The sequence below is a fragment of the Pedobacter aquatilis genome (genome assembly GCF_030409415.1).
GTDB lineage: Bacteria > Bacteroidota > Bacteroidia > Sphingobacteriales > Sphingobacteriaceae > Pedobacter > Pedobacter aquatilis.
The window spans coordinates 106,875-129,492 of the sequence record NZ_JAUFPW010000033.1 but is presented as its reverse complement, the minus strand read 5'-3'; the positions used below and the strand labels follow the sequence as shown (position 1 = coordinate 129,492).

Annotated in this window: 20 protein-coding genes; 1 reads left to right on the top strand and 19 read right to left on the bottom strand. The window is 40.9% G+C overall.

Features of this window, described 5'->3' with window-relative positions; all coding sequences use genetic code 11:
• Positions 1-118: 118 nt before the first annotated feature.
• From QWY86_RS15525 to QWY86_RS15505, 5 genes are all read right to left on the bottom strand, one after another.
• Positions 119-715, bottom strand: a complete 597-nt coding sequence (locus QWY86_RS15525) for a hypothetical protein (protein WP_290243317.1) — start codon at positions 713-715, stop codon at positions 119-121.
• A complete protein-coding gene (locus tag QWY86_RS15520) occupies positions 696-1,496 on the bottom strand; it encodes an RHS repeat domain-containing protein (RefSeq protein ID WP_290243316.1) in 801 nt (266 codons plus the stop codon). Before QWY86_RS15520 ends, QWY86_RS15525 begins: the two co-directional genes overlap by 20 nt.
• A 658-nt stretch (positions 1,497-2,154) precedes the next feature.
• A complete protein-coding gene (locus tag QWY86_RS15515) occupies positions 2,155-3,075 on the bottom strand; it encodes a tyrosine-type recombinase/integrase (RefSeq protein ID WP_290243315.1) in 921 nt (306 codons plus the stop codon).
• On the bottom strand, positions 3,065-3,937 hold the full coding sequence (locus QWY86_RS15510) for a tyrosine-type recombinase/integrase (protein ID WP_290243313.1): 873 nt from the start codon (positions 3,935-3,937) through the stop codon (positions 3,065-3,067). Before QWY86_RS15510 ends, QWY86_RS15515 begins: the two co-directional genes overlap by 11 nt.
• 29 nt (positions 3,938-3,966) lie before the next feature.
• On the bottom strand, positions 3,967-5,508 hold the full coding sequence (locus QWY86_RS15505; protein ID WP_290243310.1) for an MTBMA_p00010-related P-loop-containing protein: 1,542 nt from the start codon (positions 5,506-5,508) through the stop codon (positions 3,967-3,969).
• 165 nt (positions 5,509-5,673) lie between these two features.
• Between QWY86_RS15505 and QWY86_RS15500 the strand changes: the two genes are divergently transcribed.
• Positions 5,674-6,084, top strand: a complete 411-nt coding sequence (locus QWY86_RS15500) for a helix-turn-helix domain-containing protein (protein WP_290243309.1) — start codon at positions 5,674-5,676, stop codon at positions 6,082-6,084.
• 241 nt (positions 6,085-6,325) lie between these two features.
• Here the strand turns inward: QWY86_RS15500 and QWY86_RS15495 are convergent, their stop codons facing one another.
• The 14 genes from QWY86_RS15495 to QWY86_RS15430 all read right to left on the bottom strand — a co-directional run bounded on the left by QWY86_RS15495 (position 6,326) and on the right by QWY86_RS15430 (position 22,617).
• The gene (locus tag QWY86_RS15495; RefSeq protein ID WP_290243308.1) at positions 6,326-6,709 is read right to left on the bottom strand and encodes a hypothetical protein; all 384 of its coding nucleotides are present in this window, start codon (positions 6,707-6,709) and stop codon (positions 6,326-6,328) included.
• The gene (locus tag QWY86_RS15490; RefSeq protein WP_290243306.1) at positions 6,684-10,067 is read right to left on the bottom strand and encodes a DUF6443 domain-containing protein; all 3,384 of its coding nucleotides are present in this window, start codon (positions 10,065-10,067) and stop codon (positions 6,684-6,686) included. Before QWY86_RS15490 ends, QWY86_RS15495 begins: the two co-directional genes overlap by 26 nt.
• Before the next feature lie 6 nt (positions 10,068-10,073).
• Positions 10,074-13,556 carry a hypothetical protein gene (locus tag QWY86_RS15485; RefSeq protein WP_290243304.1) on the bottom strand — a complete coding sequence of 1,161 codons (3,483 nt, stop codon included), beginning with the start codon at positions 13,554-13,556 and terminating at the stop codon, positions 10,074-10,076.
• A gap of 208 nt (positions 13,557-13,764) precedes the next feature.
• A complete protein-coding gene (locus QWY86_RS15480; RefSeq protein WP_290243302.1) occupies positions 13,765-14,904 on the bottom strand; it encodes a type II secretion system F family protein in 1,140 nt (379 codons plus the stop codon).
• 1 nt (position 14,905) lies between these two features.
• Positions 14,906-15,376: a PulJ/GspJ family protein gene (locus QWY86_RS15475; protein WP_290243300.1), complete on the bottom strand. Its 471-nt coding sequence runs from the start codon at positions 15,374-15,376 to the stop codon at positions 14,906-14,908.
• Complete coding sequence (locus QWY86_RS15470) at positions 15,373-15,729, bottom strand: type II secretion system protein (RefSeq protein ID WP_290243299.1); 357 nt, start codon at positions 15,727-15,729, stop codon at positions 15,373-15,375. Before QWY86_RS15470 ends, QWY86_RS15475 begins: the two co-directional genes overlap by 4 nt.
• Positions 15,717-16,949 (bottom strand): hypothetical protein, encoded by a 1,233-nt coding sequence (locus QWY86_RS15465; protein WP_290243297.1) that lies wholly within the window; start codon positions 16,947-16,949, stop codon positions 15,717-15,719. Before QWY86_RS15465 ends, QWY86_RS15470 begins: the two co-directional genes overlap by 13 nt.
• Positions 16,950-16,955: 6 nt before the next feature.
• Positions 16,956-17,948: a hypothetical protein gene (locus tag QWY86_RS15460; RefSeq protein WP_290243295.1), complete on the bottom strand. Its 993-nt coding sequence runs from the start codon at positions 17,946-17,948 to the stop codon at positions 16,956-16,958.
• Positions 17,949-18,219: 271 nt separating this feature from the next.
• A complete protein-coding gene (locus QWY86_RS15455) occupies positions 18,220-18,873 on the bottom strand; it encodes a hypothetical protein (protein WP_290243293.1) in 654 nt (217 codons plus the stop codon).
• Positions 18,874-18,884: 11 nt separating this feature from the next.
• A complete protein-coding gene (locus QWY86_RS15450) occupies positions 18,885-19,739 on the bottom strand; it encodes a hypothetical protein (protein ID WP_290243291.1) in 855 nt (284 codons plus the stop codon).
• 9 nt (positions 19,740-19,748) lie between these two features.
• Complete coding sequence (locus QWY86_RS15445; protein ID WP_290243289.1) at positions 19,749-20,459, bottom strand: hypothetical protein; 711 nt, start codon at positions 20,457-20,459, stop codon at positions 19,749-19,751.
• A 1-nt stretch (position 20,460) separates the two neighbouring features.
• A complete protein-coding gene (locus tag QWY86_RS15440; protein WP_290243287.1) occupies positions 20,461-21,213 on the bottom strand; it encodes a hypothetical protein in 753 nt (250 codons plus the stop codon).
• 298 nt (positions 21,214-21,511) lie between these two features.
• Positions 21,512-22,120, bottom strand: coding sequence for a toxin-antitoxin system YwqK family antitoxin (locus QWY86_RS15435; protein ID WP_290243285.1), 609 nt, complete (start codon positions 22,118-22,120; stop codon positions 21,512-21,514).
• Positions 22,117-22,617 (bottom strand): hypothetical protein, encoded by a 501-nt coding sequence (locus QWY86_RS15430; RefSeq protein WP_290243284.1) that lies wholly within the window; start codon positions 22,615-22,617, stop codon positions 22,117-22,119. The genes QWY86_RS15435 and QWY86_RS15430 overlap by 4 nt, the downstream gene beginning before the upstream one ends.
• Between the last annotated feature and the right edge of the window lies 1 nt (position 22,618).

The following is a 22,618-nucleotide window of genomic DNA, read 5'->3' as shown; positions in this document are numbered from 1 at the left end:
AGTTTTTAATCTCTTAAACTTTACTTTACGGATTACAAATCATGTCTTACACATAGTTCGATATGTCTTGCAGACCATAAAAGAGCGAGGAATCCAGTTGCCACAAACAGTTTACATCCTAATATAAACAGTCCTTCCTCTTGTAATTTGGGGAATAATGTTTTCCTTGAAGTTTATATCTCAAAACCTCAGTTTCTTCTGGAAGTACTCGCCTAATTCTAAGAGAGTAGCCGGAAGAGTCATCATGCAGAACGCCTCTCAAAAATTTAATAAAATCGTGTTTGACTGTATCGTTGACAGAAGCGACATTTATAGTTTTAATTTTCTCCGATGTTTTTTGAAGAACGACATTTTCTTCAAAAAAAATTGATTCCAGTCCCTTAGGTATTTTAAATAGATAATTTGGCTGCAAACAGGCGAACTCGCTTAATTCCCCATCAAAAAAACCACTTATCTGTTTAGGTTCTTGAAATGAATAAAAGTAAACATTATTGGTTGAGTCAACTATAAAGTTGTATCTTCCAAACACGACTTTAGGTGGTAACAAAACAACCCCATCAGGCCTAGTATGGCTTGTTTTATAGATACTATCTTCTCTAGAAATTATATATTCAAACTTGGATTCATTTCTACATGATGTAAAAAAAGATCCATACATGCATATGAAAGAGAAATATATGTAAGACATTGTTAACCTATTTATTTTCTTTAACATCTTGGTTATATGATCTTATAAATTTTGTTGTATTTTTTATCACATCCATTTGCAAACTAAAATTCAAGAATGCGCCTGATTTCCCATTCGACAAATTTTTGTGATCAATTTGTCCACTATTTGTTATTGCCTCTAATTTATGTCCATACTCTTTAGTGCCTGGCTGGATCGTTCCTTTATTCAACTCCTGCCTTAATTCTCTAAGTCTATTTTGATCTGGAAAAGCGTGAACAAAAGATTCATGTCCTAGTGTAGAAATAGTGCTTTCCAGTCCCTGCCCTTTTTTAAGCCAAATTTGTTCTACGACTTTTCCTCTCACGTCATATCTATCGTCTTTTCCACCAAATCCATCTTCATTCAATTCGTTTCCGTCGGGTTTATTTGTGGTTGTTCGACCCAATACTGTGACTCCATTTCCTGTGCCTAAATCCTTCTCAGAGCCTAATGCTAACAAATCATTCGCAAACTCACCATCTTTTTTTACAATAAATACATGAGTTTTCTTTCCAACTGTAATATTCAGAGATTGACCTTTTTTAAGATAACTTGAAACAAAAGCCAACCCATTTTTTGTTTTCAAAAACTCTAGCAGTGCCCGTTTATGCTCATCATCCGTGAGATTATTAATATCGACGTCTCTTCCATCTGGATCTATTAATGAGGAGGGAAGGTTCAACGAGTATGCGAAAGGCGTAATTCCATAGTACTTTTCCGCCAACGGGTCTACCACATTCCACCTGCCAATAATGGGGTCGTAAAACCTTGCACCGTAATCTAACACCCTTATGCAACTTTTTTACAGTCCGCCGGATTCGCTGGCAGCTACTTTTCAGCTTTATAAAGAACGTTCCTTTAACGTAAAGTTAGTTTTTTGTTTGGGTTTTACAAGAGGGGTAATTTCGTTCTTCGGTTACTTTCTGCGGTAGGTAAGGTTGATCATATGTTACAGCAAAGATAGCCTCAGAAGGAAAAGCAGTAAAGGGACTTTCGCGGCATAAACGCTCTTATCCTGCCCGCAATGGCCATTTATTCCACGTTCCCTTGACAGCTCTCCCTTCTTCCGCTTTTGGGGGCTTAACAAATGATCACCCCAGACCTCTATTCTCGTTGGTGCAGATAGATCGTTGATGGAGCAAGTTTATGTTTTTGTAACACAAAAACTATTTTAGTGGCTCCCGGTGGTTGCACGAACATTGTTGCTCTGCCGACTTCGGAGGCAGGATTCTCTATTAATGCATACATTAATACATCTTTGCTAAACACCCGGGTGTTTATATTTCAGGCGTTGGGTGGTAACCTCTTACTGATAGAAAGTGCTTTGGTTGAGGGAGGGATGAGAGCGGCTCTTTATATCAGTAAGAGGTTCCAAAGGGGTTTGGGGAATGGAAGATTCCCCAACTATTACTGCAAAGCACCATGCTGCCGCAGGCTTTTGGCTTTTATTTTAAGGGATGATGTTTGTTTAAGGCTTCTTTCAGATCCTCCAGGTTGGTGGTCTGGTAACGCTCTGTCGAGCTTACATAGCGGTGGCCAGCCATATACTGAACAGTTCGTAAGTCTTTTTCTTTTAACCATTCGGTAATCACACTCTGCCGGATTTGTGCCGCATTTTTATACTTAGGGTTCAGTTTACGCAAAGCCTGGTTAAAGTGGTACAGACTATTCTTGATATTTTCACAACCGTTCATACTGATAAAAAGCTGGTGGATCTGCCTGGCTGCTTTCATTGCTTTGGGTTTTCTACCTGAACGTTCTTTGCTACGCTCTGCCAGTATCTTTGACCTGGTCACATGGATATATTCATACAGTTCCATGATCTGGAAGGCCTCCAGTTTCAGCATCCTGCTGCTGCTCTTTGCTGATGCCGGAACATAAAGTTTTCCTTCTTTTAATTTGATATGGCCGGCCTCCAGTTTATGCAGTTCTGCATTGCTGATACCCTGATAGATCAGCAGGGACAACATCACCTTATTGCGCTGGCTACGCTCATCTATGACCGCATAACTCTCATATAAAGCTTCCAGCTCGCCCTTTTCCAACAGGTCTTTCGGGACTGTCCTTATAGCTCCCTTTAAGCTGATTCCGGCAGCAGGATTGTGGGTTATCTTATCTTCCTTTTGCAGGTAAGTAAAGTAATACCTTACCGCCAGCAGCATCCGGTTCACTAGGTTAACCTGATTGCCCGCCTGCCGCTGATGGTCTGCATAATCCAGGACCTCTGTATAACTCACCTCATTTAAGTTTAAGCCCGAACGCTCTTCTTCTGCAAGCCAGGACAAAAAGTAACTGACATATTTACGGTGCTGGTACACCGTAACAGGCTTTAAGCCCAGTTCTTTTAAGTACTCCTCAAAGTTCATTGACAATGTGGGTATAGATCTGTGTGCTTTCCAGGCTGCTGTGGCCTAAGAACCGCTGGATCTGTTCCAGCTTCATACCTGATTGCAACAGGTGCGTAGCAATGCTGTGGCGCAAGGTGTGCAGGCCAATTGGCTTCTTTATCCCAGATGCCGAGCGTAGTTTCTGCATCCGCTCAAAAGCGGTCTTTAACCTTTTTCCGTTTGCGTTCAGTAATAATGCCGGCTCCTTTTTACCGCTGAGCAGGTAAGGCCTGGAAAAGTTCAGATAATATTCCAGATCCTTTTTATTGCTGCCGGTCAAAGGAACATACCTTGCTTTATAACCTTTGCCTTTGCGTACCAACACCAGTTCCTTTTCCAGCAGGATGTCATCAGTATTTAAGCTTAAGCCCTCACTTTTCCTCAAACCACAACCATAATACAGCGTCAATAATGCCCTGTCCCTTAACCCCAGCACACTTTCTGTAGTCGCCTCGTACAATCTGGCAACTTCCTTTTTGGTCAGGATGCTTTTGATATTGCTAGATTTGCCTTTGAGCTGCACTTTCACTGAAAAGCTTTCCTTTCCGCTCTCGGCAAGGTACCGGGCAAACTTGCGGATCACTTGAAGGTGTTTGCGGATATAGTTTAGGCTCAATGTGCCTGGTTTGGTTTTACAGGGCTGCTCACTTAAGACCTGCAGGTAATTTTCAAGGTGGCTTTCTGTAATGCCGATAATACTGTTACAGTCATTTTCTTCCAGGAAGATCAGGAACGCCTTTAGCATGATCGGCATATCCCGCTGGCTGGTGTGGTCAAAGTTCAGGATCCTTAGCCATTCACTAAAGCCTGCGTTTAAACGGATATAGAGCGGATTTTTCATAACGTATTTTTTTGCTAACTGTACGTTTTTTACTTACTCTGGGTTACTGCTTCTTTCCTGCTGTCTTTCTGCACTTTAAGTAACCCATCAGGCCTTTGGGATACTGTTGGGTTACGGGATACTGATTTGATATTTTCAAGGATGCTGCTGACCAGCATTTTGCTGCTCTGCTGCAAACTCTCCAGATCATTCCAGCTCTGCACCTTGTATTCAAAGCCTTTATAACGGTTGCCACGGGTGATCTTGATATAGCCCATCCGTTCCAGCTCATACAGATATCGTCCGATGCTGCTGGGGGTCAGCCTAAAGGCCGAACGGATCTCCTTGCTATAAAAGCTTTCGGTATCTTTTTCTTTCAGGTAGCCTTTCAGCTTTTCAAAGAAGCTTCGGCAGGCATCATTTAGTTCATCACTCTTTTTCAGCAGTGTGGTTTCCAGCAGCGTAAAGGCGGCCTCCACATCTTCCAGCGTACTTTCAATGTATTGCTCCCCGGTGTCGGTATCCGTCTTCAAGGTTCGCTGGTACTGGTGGTAATACGTAATGGTCTCGGTAAACAATAACAATAGCAGCATTGTGCGTCTGGGCTTAAAGACTTCTTCCGGCAATTGCAGAAAGGTGGCGTAAGGATTTTTAACCGTGATGGGTTTTAGGATGCGTTGCACATTTTTGACCTGCTCTTTCAGCTTGTGCTGTCCTGATTCATCAACCTGACCGGCGCTTAGCTTACGTTGGTATTCCATGATCTTTTTATCCTGTTCTATACTGTTATCCATATACAAAAGGATACAGCGGTTCGCATTGTCTTCATACAATTGTTCCCTGGTGGTACATCCTGATACGCAGACTGGCCCCTCAACATTCAAAGTCACGGTTTTCAGGTTACCTTTATTATCTTTCAAGGTCACCGTTTTACTGATCTTCCTTTTGCTTTGCAGTTGCCGTAAGGGATAAAGCACACTTTCGGCTCCGTCCAGATCCTCGATCAATAACAGCTTGTGTTTCAATTCTTCCCTGCCGAAGTAATAAAAAGCATTGCTGGAAAGTGAGGTGATTTCCAATTTATCCTCCTCGGGCATCAGCTCTGATACCTTTTCCTGCAGCCAGGTTTTGCCCGTACCACTGGCACCCAGGCACATCAGATGCAGCGGGGTATGCCGTTTACGGCTCGTATAGGTCAGGTAAGCAATCAGGCTGTTATCCTCTTCCCCAATCAGCCCGCTATCGGCAATGACCTGTTTGGTGCGCCCTAACAGGTTAGGGGATTTCAAGAAAGTGATGGCTGCTTTGCGCTCGGATTCAGATAACGTTCTCTTCTCCGGTTGTTTCGGCTTCATGGATTCCAAACGCTCTTCACGGTAATGCTCCAACGCAGTGACCAAACCATTAATAACCTGCGACAGCTCGCTGCTGCTGATATCCAGCGCCTCGGATGCCTTTTCGATCAGCTGTTCGCTCTGCATACTGTTGTACAGGTCAAGGTTATGGCGGAACGCATTGGACGGCTTACCGATAATGATCAGCTTTAGCGTTACTTTCAACCGGTCAAGTCCGGTCAGCTTAATGCCTCCCAAAACAGTGATGTGCAATTTACCCTCCAGGTAGAGCAGTAATTCAGGGTTTTCTGTGATCAGTTTGGGCTTTTATCTATCTAAACTATTTATTGCTATTTTCGATATAGCAAACCTGACAATTAATACCTATTTTAGCAACTACAAAATCAGCAATAACGCAACATATTGATTAAAGTAGCTTTTATGGGTATTTTTGGAAGAAAACCAAACGTCATGAGCTTAGGCGATAACATTAAGAAGATCAGGGAACGCAAAGGATTGCTGCAAAAGCAATTGGCCGCTGAACTGAACATTCCCTATACCAGCTATAATAAGGTGGAGAACAACACACGTGATATTGCTATTGATGAACTGGAACGCTTTGCCGGATACTTCGGCATGACCATTGACCAGGTGGTGCATTTCGACAATCAGCCTGTAGAGGTAACCATTCAGGACAAGCCCAATTTTGAACAGGTCAACCTGATTAACCAATTGGATGAAGAAGACCGCAATGTGGTCTTTAAGATCATTGATACCATGCTCACCAAAAAGAAGTTCAAGGATTTTTTTAACAACAACATTGCTGCTTTATAGCAACCTCTTACATAAACATTATGGCAGAAACCAAGTTGCGTAGGTTTCTTTCTTTTGCCCAAGCAAAAGCACGCAGGTTTTTGGGCACCCAAAAACACAACTTGTAGATCACAAAACAACAATAGGCTGCATAATCAGATATGCAGCCTATCAGATAAACATCAAAGTGCTCTGATTCGTGACTTTGATGTTATTTTATTTTGGGCATGAGTGGCTTGTTGGCACCTGTAGATGAACTTGTTTAAAGTCTACTCAAGGTAAATAACTCAAAGTAATTTTTTATCGAAGTATTCTCTTTTAAAAAACTAACAAATGGTTGTCCATCGTTAAATTCCAAAACAAAAGTATTGCCATCCGTTAACCTCAGCCAAATAATATTTAAGTCTGGTTCACTAAAAAGACTCTCGAACTCATTTGTAAGATCAACATATTGATCTCTTAACAAAAGATACTTAATATACCAATAATCTGCTTGAAAATTAACTGAAAACTCTACATAGGGCTCAATTTCAAGTTCACCACACAACCTTACTTTTGGTTCAATTAGCAATATATTTTTTATGAAATCTAAACTTTTTAGCTCATTAATAATTTTATACTTAGAGGCCTTCACTGCGTTTTCCATTTTTATAATATGTATGTTTATGGGGTGACGATTTTCCACTTTCTCCATGAGTTGTAAAGTGCGTATCACTTCTTTTTCTTCCTTTTGCATCAAAAGTCGTACGTTGAGCATAATTGCCCGAAGCATCTTCTCTTAATTGAGTGTGTGAAACGCCTCTACCCTCTGCATCGATTTTTGTATTCCCAGCCTTTGTCTTAACCGTTTTGATTGTTACACCCTCTGCATCCTTCGGAATAAAAGGACTTTTTCCAAAAACTGAACCTTCTTTAGATGCAACCTTTGTTACTGCACCTAGAACCCTTCCAGCCCCTTCTGTTACACCAACAACAAGCCCCTCAGCGGCTTTACTACCTATAGCCTTCCCCAAAGCTGTCAAATCCCCCTTTGCTGCTGCCGAAGATACTGTGATTCCTTCTTTTGCCATACCATAGGTACCAAAAGTAGCAGTATTTAACAAATTGTTCGTTATTGCTTCAGTAGTAAACTGGCTTTTAACTGTTTCAACTGGATTTAATACTGCCTGTTTTATTCCTCCAAAATATCCAGTAAATCCTTGCTTTACCCCATCCCATAGGTCGTCCCCAGGTCCATCTGGAAATCTTCCATCTGGATCAGTTAATAAGATTGGGTTATTAAGCACATAAATGTATGGTGAGGTGTTTTCCTGATTGAGTTCAACCAGAGGATCTATAGTCGTCCACCTTCCAATCACTGGGTCATAGAACCGTGCCCCGTAATCATACTGTCCTAACTCTTCCTGCAATTCCTTCCCGTTATAAAGATATTTATTATTATTTGAATTAGGAATACCTGACTTCCTCAAGCCGAAAGCATAATAATCATCTCTTTGCATAACCTCTAATTGCTGGCTTGAAGGATTCTTATAAAAACTTGCCCTAGTATTCCCTAAGTGATCTTTCAAATCATATTCATAACTATAAATTCCACCATTATTTCTTGCCACTCCCTCTTCGGTCTGGATAAAATCAATTGAATTATCAGCTTTATATTGAATGCCGTTGATATAATTTACTGTTCCCGAGACACTGCTTTTTCTAAGCTTGTTACCTGAAGCATCATAAGTATACGTTAAACTCACACCATTTGAAACTGACTGGGGTAAATTCAAATGGTTATAAGAAAAGTGATAACCGGTTCTCCCATCGACAACAGCATTTCCATTGGCATCATAAACATAACCATTTGTAACATTTTCAGCATACCACAGGCGATTGCCGTTATAGTGATAAAGGTTGGCATTTCCGTTATCTCTTTTTAAAGTTTTAATGTTGCCCATTTCATCATAAGTTAAAAACTCATGCATCGTAAGCCCGGAACTAACTGCTGAGTTTAATCTATTCAATTTATCATAGCTGTAACTGCTCAGGTAATTAGGAGTACTTAAGTTAGTGTTGGGAGACCAGGATTGTTTGCTGATATTTCCATTAAACATTTGACTGCCATTTTCCTGATAATCTAACTGCATGCTAAACTGGTTACTTACAGCACTCTTTAACCATCCCCGTTCATTGTAAGCAAAATCGCTGTACTGTAAAAAAGCACTTCCATCTTTACTGTGTAAATTCTTTTTGATCAACTGCCCGATTTCATTATAATCGGACTTCGAAAGCGCTACTTCTCCCTGATTATTGATGTTCTCCCATGATGCAATTTTTCTTCCCAAATGATCGTATCCAAAACGGCTATCGATAACTGTATTACCCGCAGCTGTATGATGAATTCTTGAGGATGCAGTAAGTTCGCCTGCAAAGCTCCATGTATTGGAGGTTTCATCATAATTATCATTATTTATGCTACCTGATAAATAGTGCTGAGTGTAACTTTTAGCAATCCTCCCATCATTATCATAATAATTGACGGTCCAAAGAAAATCGTTTGTTCCCAAAACCTTAACTTTAGTTGCAGTCAAAAGGCCCTTAGTCTTAGTACTATAAGCGCTTATATAATTGAAAGGCAGACCGGGAATATCGTAATTATCATAATAGTTAATGATTTGAGGCTGAAGATTGGGTAAATATGCTGGTGCACTAACATTATTGTACCCATGCAGGTTGCCTGTTCCATTATCTCTGGTATCCCAATAAACGCTTAAAGAGTTTACCGTTCCCTGTACATCGGCTCGAGTACCTGTATGTCCAATTTCGATCCCGGTCATCGCTACTCGCCCAAGGGCATCATATTTTACAAAAGCTCTCTCGGAACGTTGCCTTTGTATTGCATCCTGAGTAAAGACCACCTGATCGTTTGGATTATAAATCATTTCTTCCCAACCCTTACCCGGAATTTTCTTCTCAATTACCCGGTTACTGTTATCATAATGATAGCCATAAATATAAAAATCAAATGACTGGTCAGTTTCGCTAAAATGATCTAAACTGGCCGTTCCATTTTCATTCACTGCAGGCGGCAAAACATACCTCAAATTGCCTAAATCGTCATAAACGTAGTAGGTACTTAAACTTTTTGAATCCGTTTCCCACACCCTTTTCAATATGACACGACCTTCCAGATCTTTAAATTCTTCTGTTGTACGAGCTTTAAAATCCGATGCTTTCCAGTTTTCATCTTTTGTAATCGTTTTCAACAATTTGCCAATTGCATAAAAACTATTGATTGCGGAAGCACCGTTTGAGGTCAAATTCCATCGCCGTATTCCACTGATATTTGTAGCATAATCTGTTTTAATGGTATGCCCTGAGGATATTTGCCAGTCCAATCCTGCTGCGCCTTGCTGCAGGACACGATTTAAAGGAGAGGCTTCGAAACCGGTTTCTGTAAACGGATAGAGTGTATGGGCTATGTTACTAGCATTCAGATAAAAATAGGACTGCCCGCCTGTTAGCGCATTAGTCCTGAATGCGCCATTGTTACCGGCTTCAGTATAGGGTAAAAATTTGAACTTTTCGCGGCCAAAGCCATCATAACTCACCGGCTGAATAATGTCATTGCCTAAAGGGCTGCCCTGTACATCGATGGTTTGAACTGGTCTACCCAGCCCATCAATATATTGGATTTTCTGATTTACATCGCAAACACTTGCAATGGAATTAAAGTTCCCGTAGTTTACACCTGCTAATTTATATGTTCTGGTTAAAATATAATTCTGGGTACTGCTTGGTGAGAATGAGCTGTTAAAGCAGTTGACATAGTTTGCAGGAGTGATGTAAATTCGTACATTACCCGTTGCATGAAAACCATCCGTTAAGGTGATACTCCCTGTAGCCTTGATTTCGCTTTGACCCGAATATGTTGAAAGGCTTAAATGTTGTTGTGCATTTACAGAACAATATAACAAACCAAAAGCTGCCAAATATATTTTGTTGAAGTGAAATTTCATGAGTCTTTAATTTTTAAAATGGTATGAATTACTTTTCACAATATTTCCATGCTGGTCTTTTACAAATTTTAGTCGCTGAAACTCATCATAATCAAAGGAAGATGACATACCTTTTGGATCTGTAACCGTTCCAAGGCCGGTCAAAGGAGCATATGTATAACTGGTCACCAGGATATCCCGTATTGCAGGATTAGCAGGGTTTGCCCGGAGCGGAGCGAGAAAGCTATTAATTTGGGCAGCAGTTGGACTTGGGAGCATGGCAAAATTTTGAATTGTGGAAGCACCAAGAACACTTTCCAACACCGGATAAGTGACGTTTCTGATTTCAGCTATAGGTTTGGCGTATCCAAAGGACCAAAGAATACAGCTTGGAGCGCCTTTCTGAGTAAACTGCAGCAATGATTTGTAGCCTCCATATTTATCAAAGGTTACATCTGTACTGCCGGGAGTGGCATTGAAGGAGGTAACCACATTATTTCTGACTAACTGGCCGTTTTCAAGTCTATAAGTAACATTGCTTTTTGAAAGCTCGGTATTGTCATTGAGCAGAATTTTTTGTTCCTGTATATTATCAAATAATCCTCTACTGATAAGCTCAGCGGACATCGGATCTCCAGGATTATCAATAGGATAAAGACTCGCAATAGTTTTTTTATTCAGCTCGCTGTTGATGCTTTCAACCTTAACCTGCTGCCCTTTTGAATTATAACTGTAATCCTCCTGTGAAACAACCTGACCGTCAGTGAGATTTTGTTTTGTCTGTTTACTAGATAAAACATACCAGTTGGACAGGATGGGATAAGCGACTACATAATTTCTGAAAATCAAATCGGGATCGAATGCTATAGGAATAGAACATGGATTTTCTCCGATGTTGGCAGGCATTATTTTAAAATTACTAAATGAGGATGTTTGTTTATTGATGTAGCTGTAATTGATTTCAGTAATCGGAACAACATAAGCATCTGCTGCATAAATTTCTTCTTTTGAGAGTTTTCCATTCAGCCCATACGGATTATCCGGAACGGTTGGCCTGGAATCACTCTGGGCATTATTGTAATGATAGACATGCTGCCCGTTCACAGCTCCTCCCGGGGCAACATCGGTTTCTACTACACGGGAATATCCCACAGGATTTCCAGATGCAGCGGTAGACATCGGAACAGCACTTTCTGAAGAGATAAACCAAACATCCATGCTTTTTATTTGCACGGTGATGTTGCCCCCGCTTACCCCCGTTAAGTCATGAACTGCATTCATCCTACGCTTGTAAAGCGGCTTGACCTCAGACATGAGTTTACCCGAAGTGATATTATCTTCTCGCAGGTAATTGATTTTTTTTGTAGAAGCAAGTTGTCCTTCTTCAGTATAACTTTTCACAAGCGATACCCTTACCCCGCCACCATAACTGCTGGACAAATTGCTTTGCCCTGCATCCTGATAACTAAAATTACAAGATACTGAGGCATAATTTGGGAATGACTCCTGAGGCCCAAGTGCATCCGGCAAATAAGCCGTAACTGTATATTGTGCTCCAGAAATAAAAGGGAGATTAATCGCCTCATTCCATTGCATTGTGCCGCTATTATTAAAGGCATCATAATCTCCAGGATAAAACATTTGCCAGGTTTTGATAATCGTTGTAACACCCCCAACAGTTTTAGATAAAGTTACAGTGGCGGGCTGGATATCAAAAAATCCAATGGCATCGTTTGGACCTCTGGTTATAATGGGATTAAAGGTTACATTTTGAGCATTCGGAAGGCTGAAGCTGAAGCTTTTGGTATCAGATGTCTTATTATAATCACCAACATAACCTTGCTGGGTTGATACCAATGCCCGTTCTACGTCAGGGTATACGTGATTATTAAAGCTATTGGCCTGGTAGTCAAATGTGGTAAAACCACCGGTTGGATATGTTATTCTTTTCAGCATCCCCGCTTTCATCTTAGTCGAATCCGGTGCCCTATTAGCGCCTTGAATATTACTGATGATATTCGCAGTTACATTGACTGGATGTGTACTGAGATCCTGAACCCCTGTATAGGATTGTTTTAATTCAATAGTACCTTGCGGGCTGCTACCGTAATCAGGATCTCCAGAATAATAAAAAAAGGATAAGTCTGGAATAAGCTTAGTATTCTCTTTCCCATTGTAATAGCCCCAGAAATCCCGGGCGAAAGATGTTTTCAGAGGCAGCTGAAGCGTTTCATCATAGGAAAAAAGATAAGGTGGATTTGCAATAGCCTGATTCAATTCATTGTAGCCGAACTCGTGCAATGAAAGCAACTTCAGGCGCTTAGCATCAGCATTGGAGTAAACCAGACTGCCACCACTCATCCCCTTATAACTGCCTCCCACTAAACTGGAAGTAAAGTATCCATAAGAAAAGTTAAAGGTTTTTTTCTTTTGCAGCGTAACCGCATCTTTTACGTCAATAGATGCTATGCGTTTATGCCCTGTTAACCCCTGTCCATTTGCAACATCTAAATCTTCCCTTTCCTCCAGATTAAATTCTATCAGCACTTCAGCATTGGATATGGTCTTAATCGTCTTGGTATAGTGCATGGGATTAGATATCGATGGCTGTATGTAATATTCGCCCATTCCTGTGTTAAGCGGGTATTCTGAATGGTAGCTCTCTGAATAAGAAGAATTTGTGTAAAATCCATCAACATAGGAAAAATTAATTTCCTTACCATTGTGCACTTCCACTTTTGTAAGCTTATAGGTTAGGCTTGAATTTTCGAATAACAAATAGTTAGGCGTGGCTCGCTCGCGCGCATTAAAATAGAATTTATTCCCATCCATTGTTTTAGCAATCCAGGCTTCTGGCCCGTTTTGAATGAATTCAATATCAACAGTTTTATCAATCAGCACGATGTTATGGGTTTCTGGATGTATGTAAAACTTGCCAGAATAACCAGCGAAGCTATACTGAAAAATGTCTGGTTGACCCTCATTCTGATCAAGGAAAGCAAATGTCGTCGGACTATATCCAGCGTAATTCACCGTGCATGGCCAAAAGTCACCTGTTCCGCGCTCATTGTAGACTCCCTGAATCGTCTGATTCTTTAGAAAATTAAATCCTGCGGCATCCCTTGATGGAAGAGGATCACCGTCTTGGGGATCTTCCTTACCACTAATGACTTTGATAATCGAGCCGCCAGGTTCCAAACTCCAGCCCAGACCAACATTACTCGCATCATCCTCCACCTTGATGCCTGATCCGTGATATCTTAACACCACAGGGATTTCTACCCCGGATTCCTTAATTGAGTATAACGGAATAGAAACATCTGCAGTCCCTGTATAGAACCCGATTGGAATGTCTCCGAAACGGCCTAACATTGCTGCTTCCGGAGAAGATGGCAGCATTTTTTTTATGTCGAAGTTATTAAGACTTGAGGAAGTTTGTCCAAAAGCGGTCAGGCTTGACAGTATGCAAAGGGCATTTGCTAAGAGCAAAAGGATGCGATGTTTCATCATAAATCTGGTTAGTATTTAACATATTGGAAATCTTTATAAAGCACTTCCAAGATTAAATTATGATTTGTATTTACTAGGAAAAAATCTTTTTGACGACCTATCATTTTCGCTTGACAAACGATCGTTTTCGCATGACGAAAATATTCAAACACATCAAAAATGTGCACAATTCAGGCATTCACATAGAGGTACAGATTTTCAGAATTGGCTAGATGGTATTACTCATCTGGAACATAGGCAGGTACATGGCAATCAGTATTACCCCAACTGCGAGCCCTAAAAAAATGATAATCAAGGGTTCCATAAGCCCGCTAATCGCGTTGGTTTTGTATTCAACCTCTTCAGTGTATTGAGTGGACAATTGCTCAAAGAAATATTCAAGGCGGTTCACTTCTTCAGCAATCTTTATCATCTGGATAAATTTAGCCGGATAGAAATCATCCTTGCTTAATGCTTCAGACAAACTGTTACCCATCAAAATCTGCTGTTCAGCCAGCTTTAAAGATTCAACAATTGGATAGAAGCTAATCATTTGCCTTACCATACCCAGCGCCTGAAGCAATGGCGTATTGGTACCCGTCAAAAGCCGCATGGTATTGGCAAAGCGTGCCAGGTAGACCTTTTTCACTAAATCGCCAACCAACGGAATTCTGAGCAATACCAAAGCCGAATATTTTTTAAACCAGACTTGCTTTTCTGAGGCGAAATAAAATACAATTACCGCCAATAACATTGCCAGCAGCAAATATATGTACCTGTCGAGCCAGTCTGAAAAGCTGACAATCAAAGCAGTGATGTAGGGCAGCTTACCACCAAAACGCTGGAAAACATCTGCAAACATGGGCACCACAAATTTTATCATAAAAAATATAGCGCCCAGTGAAGTGCTTAGCACCAGAAGCGGATAAGTTATCGCGCCGATAATTTTGCGCTTCTGGCTTATTTTACTCTTATAGTATTTCGCAAGTTCCCCAAGCACTTCTCCCAGTTTACCCGTTTCCTCCCCAATGCGTATGCTGTGAAATTCATAACTACTGAATTTCTCATGATTTTCCAGTGCCTGCGAAAGGGATTTACCAGCAATGACCTCCTTTTGTATCGCGGAAAAGAGCATGATATCCTTTTCACTTATCAAAGAGGTTGAGGATAGTTCGAGCGAAGTTTTAATATCGATTCCAGAACGGATAAGCGTTCCGAGTTCATTGTAGAAGGCTTCCTTTTTTTTATCCGGCAACTGCCCGTTACCAAAAGAAATATCTTTACCAAGCAGTCCAATTAATCCAGTAGTGGAATTTAAAGGCTTATCTTTTCGAACCGGCTTGAATCCGGAAATATCTACACCTGCCATCTTAGTTAAATAAATCCTCAGCGCTGTAGCGTTTATCAATCCTGAGCCTGGCAACATCCTTACCCCCAAGTAGCAGATCGATTTCCAGCCGGTCAATAGTATCCCTTTCCAACACTTCCCTACCCTCAAAATAGCTGCGCACCGGCGCATAATCCAGTTTGAAAGTGTCTGTATGAACCCCCGTTAATTCCCGCAGCACGAGCTTTTCGTTAAAATGATAAACAATATGGTTACTATCCTGTTCGAGCTCAATGCCCGAACCGCTTTTTAGTATATACCGGCTGTTGTTAAAATCACGCTCCAAAACATGCCGCAAGCCAATCACCGCATCCGAGCGCTCATTCTTCAGCTGATAGCGCTGGTAATACTGGCTGATTAGCCCATATGCCATATAGCAGATTGAAATTGTAACTGCTGAAAGCAGCATCGCTATGGTTACTTCCATGAGCGTATAGGCTTGTATTTTTTTCAATTTTCAGTCTTTAATTGAACATATTTTTTTAACGCAGCAATTGGCTTGCCTCGCTGATAGGCTTTAATTTCCAGCACATTGATAAGTGGGAAGTCTGATGGCTTGATGCTCATCCGGTACTCTACGCTATCCAGCCAAACCGTTTCTTCTTCGAATTCACCAGAATCTTCAATGCTTTTCATCCAAACATTTATCTGGTTCTGGGCCGTGACCTTTTTAAATGATACCCCCCCGGAAAGCACATTATTGAAAACGACCATGGCAATGGAGCATATCACCATAATTATCACCATGGCAACCAACACTTCTATCAAGGTTGAACCCTCCAGTTTTTTGTTTTTTAATCCAGCCATTTCATTACTTTACTTTCACCCTTTAGTGCCTTTATTAATCCTGTACTTAAGTAATACTTACTTCTGGCCTGCCTGTTTAGCTGCACATCAACAAGCACATTCTCATATAAAGTCTGCGGGGTCTGCATATGAAAGCGATTGCAGGAAACCTTGCCCTTTAATATCATTCCTTTTTCGAATTTAACTACGCCTGCTGCGTATACCTCTCCGCTGATCCGGGTATGCTTCCCAAATCCAATGCGGGTTTGAAAAGGCGAACGTTTGGACTCATAACTAAACATAAGCCCGGAAAACCGCAGGTTATCCCCGGCTTTGATTTCCGGCGAATCGCCTGACAGTGTGGTGCGAATCAAGCCCAGACAAGAGGGATAATCAAAACTTACACCCTGCCCGACGGATATAGAATCCCTGGCGAAAAGCTGGCAATTGCCTTTAAAATTATCTTCAACCCGGATATAAGGCGCATAGACCTGAATGCCATCCAGCTTTGCATCCGCAGTTATGACCACTGAGGTATCAGAACGCAGTATCACATTACCAGAAACTGTTCCGCTTAGCCTTGTGTTGGGTTTCAGCCGTAAAACAGCTACAGGCTGCATAAAGGATACCGTAAGTGCCTGCCCTTTAAACCATCTTAACTCTTCTAAGCTTTCATCCAGATAATGAGACAAGCCTTTGATGAGATCACCATCCAGCTCAGGCAAAGTCCGCTGGCTTTCGCCAATTATGCCATAGACCAGCTTATCACCCGTATAAGGCTTGCCATCAACATAGCTGGATTTTATCCCCGATTTTGGCAGCAAAGCATTACCCCTGATGCGGGTGCCCTCGCTAACAGACAATGGCCGGTCCTCATCACTCAGGTATAGCGAAACACGGTCTAAGGTATCTGCCTTCCCTATCAAAAAAGCATCCGATAGCGTGTCTGATAATATAAAACTCTTAGCCCAGGCCACTTTATATATCCCCCAGTTCCTTTTTGAAACGGCCACGCTATCCGAACCTTCTCCAAATAAATCGAAGGCTTTTAGGCCTTCCAGTTTTTCATCGGCCAAGACCATCATCCTGGCCGATTCCAAATTTACCAACAGGCGGTTATAACGGATGGACTTAAGGTAGCTGCTACGGTAATGAACGGCAAGCATGATAACAGATGCTGAAATAACAGCAATCATAAAACTTATCACAATGGAAAAATATAAAGCGCCAGCCTTTATCATCTACAATTATCTTTTGGATACCTTATCCTTTAAAGCCATAATTTCTTTGCCCTGCTCAATCAGGTGCAGGGTTAATTCCTCAATTTTCTTTAAAAGCAGTTTATTCATTTCTCCCAATTCTAAACCATTTAATTCAACCTCGCTGGCTGAAGGCATTTCAGGAAGGTGTTTATTCGCTTTAATGAAACTTTCCGTTTCAGCCAGAGAAGCTATTTTGTATCCCCGCTCGAAAACATAATCCGGCCAATTCGATGCCTCCACCTTGATTTCATGTGCCCGTATTTTACCATTTACAGAAAGTCTTTCCGATGGAGTTACTGTACCGATTCCAACGTTTCCAGAAGCTGAGATTCGCATTCGAGTTAGGATGTTTCCAGGGGCATAGGCCACATCGTTTGTATAAAAATCAATTCCGGTATCATAACCACCTCCACGGAAGAAACCTATCGCCGCCCCACCGCCTCCCTCACTTTGATAGGTAATTCCATTGTGACTAGATGATGGAATGGTACCATTTATTCTTAAAGCATTTATGGATGAAATATTTGTTGGTGCTGATGCTCCATCATAGGACGTTGCGGTAATAATTGTGCTACCGTTTATATCTAACTTTGCTTCCGGATAAAGTTTTCCGATACCTACGTTTCCATTGTAAAGCCAGCTCATGACTTGCATATCTGGGATGGCAGTATCGTTTGATGGCCCATTGATATAAAGGTCAAGGCGACTTCCCCAAACCGATGGACCACCGTGCCCTATTCTAAACTCGGCAGATTCGACATAGGATTGATTGAATGTTCCTGCTCTTGAAAATTTCAGTATAGACTTTGATGGTGCAATTACGCCATCTACAAATCCACCCAAAGGCTCAACCAAATGAAGTGATGCATTCGGACTGGTAATACCTATTCCAACATAGCCATTCGCTGGAAATGTATTTTGCGCACCTCCGTTGAATCCTAAAAAGAGCAAAGCTGCCAAGAAACAATTATTTTTCATATTTTAACTTTTTTGTAAGGTTTAAAATCTAATTATTTTGTTCAATAATATAGAGATTTAACTCTTTAATTTTTTTCAGAGGCAGCTTATTCATTTTCTCTAAGCACTCAGAGGATATGGTTATTTTAAGTACTAATTTGGCCTACCTCGCTTACCATGAGATGGTACTGCTAAAACAACAATTATGTTCGGATCCTGCGCGAATAGGCTACTGAATTCATAAAAAAGAATAAATAATTTTCATCATTTTCTGATTTTGAACTATATTGAATTAGTATTTCTTAAAGCTATTCTTCAAGTGCTTTTCCAACCCTGATAATCTTTTATCCTGCGCATTGATTAACTTCTGCTGATTGATGATATGTAGAGTCAATTCTTCAATCTTTTTCGTCAGAAGTTTATTCATTTCTCCAAGTTTGAGTCCGTCATTTTCTATCTCTTTTGCTGAAGGCAAATCAGGGAGGTGCTGATGTGTTTTAATGTATTTCGCTGTTTTCTCCAGCGTCCACAGTGCATAATCATCCTTAAAAACATAGTCTGGCCAATCCTGCATGGTAACCTTGACTTCTTTTGATCTGATGGTCCCGTTGACCGATAATTTCTCAGAAGGACTGCTAGTTCCAATTCCAATATTACCATTGTCCGCGATGAGTAGTCTGGTCTCAATTCCTATACCGGTTGCGAAATAAATCGAATTTTGATTAGACGAAGAGTTATTGAACGAATAAATCCGGGCAATTTCTGAACCATCTGCCTTACTGAAAACAATATCCCCGGGATCAGAGGGCGCCCAGACTGGCGCCTTCATACTGAGATTGGTGCCATGGTCGATCGTTACACCTGAAGTAAAATGGTTGCTTTGGGCCATGCAACAAACCGAGCTGATGAGCATCAGCAATATAACCTGTATTAATTTCTCTAACATAATATAAAGTTTTAATTTCGATTTTTAAGCTGATTTAATTCAAGCTTCTGAACCTTGAGTTCCTTATTGATTTCAATGATATGCAGCGTCAGCTCCTCAATTTTTTTCAGCAATAACTTATTCAATTCTCCTAAATCCACCCCATTAGATTGTGCATCTTTCGCCGATGGCACATCAGGCAAATGCTTGTTGGTTTTAATGAGACCTTCCAATCCTTCCAATGATTGATTTTCATAATCCTCCTCGAAAACATAATCCGGCCAGTTGGCCATCTCAACTTTAATTTCATGTGCCCGGATTTTGCCATTTACGGATAACTTTTCTCTGGGGGTATCAGTACCTATACCAACATTACCATTGGTTTTCAGCTGCATCACAATGTTCCCGTACCCCACCATGAGCCCCAAATCATGATTGCTCTCTGTTCCTATTCTCCCGATGGTGGTAGAGCCCCATGTCTCATGCGAGAAGACACCAGTTTTGACAGAACTCGACCGCACCAGAAATTTAGAATTGACATTGCCATAAACATCTAAAACTTTCTGCCAGCTTTGAACATTATCAGGATCGACTGTTCCGATCCCAATATTACCATTTGATGAAACTGAGAAAAATGCATGTTCATGATTACCTTTACTAATCAAAAAATTACTTGTGTTCAAATTCCCGAAAAACCAGTTATTTGTACCATCTACCAATTTTGTTTGTATTCCCTGAGTGAAACCCCCAGCATTTGTATTTCTTTGCAAAAATAGTGAAGGTGAATAATCATAGATTGTAGCATTTCCAGATGTAGGAAAATTATTGGTTTGTGCTTGCAAAATCAAAGGGAGGGCAAAGACAATCGTGAATATCAATTTTTTCATATAAGGGCATTAATTAGATTTTAGTTTTTGTTCAATTTCAACGATTCGCTTCTCCAGTGAAGTCATCGCTTTTTCTTTCTCAATCAAATGCAGGGTAAGTTCTTCAATCTTTTTTTGCTGCAATTTGAGCATATCACCCACGGCAATACCATTAACTTCGAGTTCTTCCGCAGATGGCGATTCTGGTAGCCGTTTGTGAGTTTTTATGAATCGCTCGATTTCGGATAGAGATGGTATTTTGTAGGTTGCTTCGAACACATAATCCGGCCAGTTTGCGGTTTCAACTTTAATTTCATGCGCACGGATTTTGCCATTTACCGATAATCTTTCAGAGGGCGTATCCGTTCCGATGCCAACCAGACCTGTCCCCATGATCTTTAAAATTGTTTTAGCCCCATTTTTGTATCCACCAAATTCTACATAAGGGTTTGCCGCCTCACTCTTGTAGTTCAGGTGAAATTCATCAGCGGAGCGTGGATCACCATCGCTGAATTTCCCTTTTAGCAGTATGGTTCCTAAATCCCCATCTGCCGACGGGGCTAGCCGGAGCGTAGGCCTGGTACCTTCAATTTGGAATACCTTATCGGAAAACCAGCTTAATGGAGACAGGGTTCCCAATCCTGCGTAATTCCCTGTCGCAGGGAAGGTATTGGTCTGGGCATTAAGGCTAGTGTTCAGAAATATCAAAGCGATGACAAATAAGTTCCTCGATGTGCTCATCTTAATATTTTGATTTAGTGGTCAATTGATTTTCGACTTTTTCCATTCTTTGCAAAAGGTCACGAATGATTTTATCCTTATCAATAAGGTGTAGCGTCAATTCCTCTATTTTCTTTTGCTGAAGTTTCACCATATCACCGAGCATCAATCCATCCTGCTCAAGTGTTTTGGCATCCGGCATTTCCGGCAAGTGTTTATGTCTTTTTATAAAATTTTCTAATACACTCAGCTCGTCTAGTTTATAATTCTGCTCAAAAACATAATCTGGCCAGTTGGCTGTTTCGACCTTCACTTCCTGGGCGCGTATTTTGCCATTAACGGAAAGTTTTTCATTTGGCGAAACAGTACCAATACCAATATTGCCTGAGACACTCAGCATCAACCCGGTTTGATACTCAAGTTCTGAATAGTTTGATTTAGGTTGGGCGTACTGCAGCTGCAGACCTGGTCCTCCGTTATCTATGTTAGCCAGTATCCTTACTCCATAAGAACTTTCGGCTGAATTGTGATTAACCATTTCTAGGGCGCTATTCCCATTGCCAATTTGCCCGAGCATTACCTTTTCAAAATTATAAGTACCAGGAATCATAATTTGTTTTGATGTGATGTTGCCATTCAATTCTCCAAGCTGCAAACCAGTAGTTGGGTACAATGTACCTAACCCAACATTTCCGTTGGATGGGAATGTATTGGTCTGGGCATGAACTTTTAAGCATACGCTAAACGCTACAAAGAAAATAAAGCTAATTTTCATGTTTTGATATTTTTTAAGATTTGATATCCGGTTTTTCTGATCAGTAAGTTTATTTGTCCGAATGAAGTTTTTGCAATTTCTTTAATCCTTTTAATTTATAGTCTCCCTGAAAAACATACTCTGGCTAATTGGCTCTTTCCACTTTGATTTGGTAGGCACGTATTTCATCATACAAAACGCGATTTTCCTGGAGAGTCATCTTACCTATTCCTATATTGCTCATCAATAAAACCCTATTCACATTTTGTCATCCAGGTTGAATGCAGCCTGGTGCATCTTTATCCTATTATACTTACACCTATTTCTTTTTGACAAAAGGTATCTTCTTTAAAAACCGTTTAACCACTCCCGAGGCATTAGAATCTGGACTGAGCTGCAATTCCCCTCTTTTGAAAAGAAGTACCTCAATACTATCTTTTCCCCTATAGCGCCTAACCTTTCCATGCAGCTTACCCAGCTTATACCGTCCCTCTTCTTCGAGCAAACCATGCGAATTATACCTAAAAAAATTTCCATCCATAACCCCATTTTTAAACTCAATAATCTCTTTCAAAAGCCCCCCATCTGACCAATTTTTCCAGATGGCCACTTTTAATCCATTTTCAAAATTACCCTGCACCTTCAAATTCTTGTCCGCATAAAACTCATTATACTGACCATGAAGCAATTTTCCATCAAACCCACCCTGGGTAGAACTGATGGTATTGTTAGCATACCAGTAATATGTTTTATCCCTGTCAACAAAAACCTTTACACCCGATGAACGGGTAAAAAAGCTTTGCTTATATCCATTCATCGTTATCGTGTGACGGTAGTCAGCTGCATCTAAAAAATCCCTGGCGGACTGTGCCTGAACAGCGCCTAGTAATCCCATACTCACCACTAAAATTAATGTCCCTACTTTCATTTAATTATGATATATTTCACTGCCTGCTGATAAGATACTTTTACAGAATCGGTAGCATATGCTAACAATTTTACCCCACCAAAACTCTCGCCCACGCTAAGCATCGCCTCTTTTCCGTTTACCGAAAGCATTGCGATTTTTTGCTTACTGCCCGGATTGCTGATATACCCTCTATAGTAAATCCCCGACCAGTTCACCTGTGGCTTAGCGGCCAAAGGCATTACCGGTGCAGGCACCAAACCGGGTTTTTCTACCGTCAGGTCATTCTCCTGCTGTTTGTATTCAAGCCCCTTAAAGGGATCGCGAGATGCAGACTCCAACTCAGAAATCTCCTCACGGTGATCCACCAGGTTAAAGTATTCAATTTTTTTAGCCCGCTCCTGCGTAACCTGACCTTCCTCTTCACCGGAAATCCCGGTGAATACTTTAAAGAATATTATACCCCAGACTGCGGCAACGCAGGCAATGAGGACATACACCGTGCTTTTAGTTTTCATA

What these genes read in the sequence shown, in the direction of transcription:
- QWY86_RS15525 (WP_290243317.1), bottom strand. Translation starts at nt 715, where the DNA reads ATGTTAAAGAAAATAAATAGGTTAACAATGTCTTACATATATTTCTCT.
- QWY86_RS15515 (WP_290243315.1), bottom strand. Translation starts at nt 3,075, where the DNA reads ATGAACTTTGAGGAGTACTTAAAAGAACTGGGCTTAAAGCCTGTTACG.
- QWY86_RS15510 (WP_290243313.1), bottom strand. Translation starts at nt 3,937, where the DNA reads ATGAAAAATCCGCTCTATATCCGTTTAAACGCAGGCTTTAGTGAATGG.
- QWY86_RS15495 (WP_290243308.1), bottom strand. Translation starts at nt 6,709, where the DNA reads ATGGAAAACGCAGTGAAGGCCTCTAAGTATAAAATTATTAATGAGCTA.
- QWY86_RS15490 (WP_290243306.1), bottom strand. Translation starts at nt 10,067, where the DNA reads ATGAAATTTCACTTCAACAAAATATATTTGGCAGCTTTTGGTTTGTTA.
- QWY86_RS15485 (WP_290243304.1), bottom strand. Translation starts at nt 13,556, where the DNA reads ATGATGAAACATCGCATCCTTTTGCTCTTAGCAAATGCCCTTTGCATA.
- QWY86_RS15480 (WP_290243302.1), bottom strand. Translation starts at nt 14,904, where the DNA reads ATGGCAGGTGTAGATATTTCCGGATTCAAGCCGGTTCGAAAAGATAAG.
- QWY86_RS15470 (WP_290243299.1), bottom strand. Translation starts at nt 15,729, where the DNA reads ATGGCTGGATTAAAAAACAAAAAACTGGAGGGTTCAACCTTGATAGAA.
- QWY86_RS15465 (WP_290243297.1), bottom strand. Translation starts at nt 16,949, where the DNA reads ATGATAAAGGCTGGCGCTTTATATTTTTCCATTGTGATAAGTTTTATG.
- QWY86_RS15460 (WP_290243295.1), bottom strand. Translation starts at nt 17,948, where the DNA reads ATGAAAAATAATTGTTTCTTGGCAGCTTTGCTCTTTTTAGGATTCAAC.
- QWY86_RS15455 (WP_290243293.1), bottom strand. Translation starts at nt 18,873, where the DNA reads ATGTTAGAGAAATTAATACAGGTTATATTGCTGATGCTCATCAGCTCG.
- QWY86_RS15450 (WP_290243291.1), bottom strand. Translation starts at nt 19,739, where the DNA reads ATGAAAAAATTGATATTCACGATTGTCTTTGCCCTCCCTTTGATTTTG.
- QWY86_RS15445 (WP_290243289.1), bottom strand. Translation starts at nt 20,459, where the DNA reads ATGAGCACATCGAGGAACTTATTTGTCATCGCTTTGATATTTCTGAAC.
- QWY86_RS15440 (WP_290243287.1), bottom strand. Translation starts at nt 21,213, where the DNA reads ATGAAAATTAGCTTTATTTTCTTTGTAGCGTTTAGCGTATGCTTAAAA.
- QWY86_RS15435 (WP_290243285.1), bottom strand. Translation starts at nt 22,120, where the DNA reads ATGAAAGTAGGGACATTAATTTTAGTGGTGAGTATGGGATTACTAGGC.
- QWY86_RS15430 (WP_290243284.1), bottom strand. Translation starts at nt 22,617, where the DNA reads ATGAAAACTAAAAGCACGGTGTATGTCCTCATTGCCTGCGTTGCCGCA.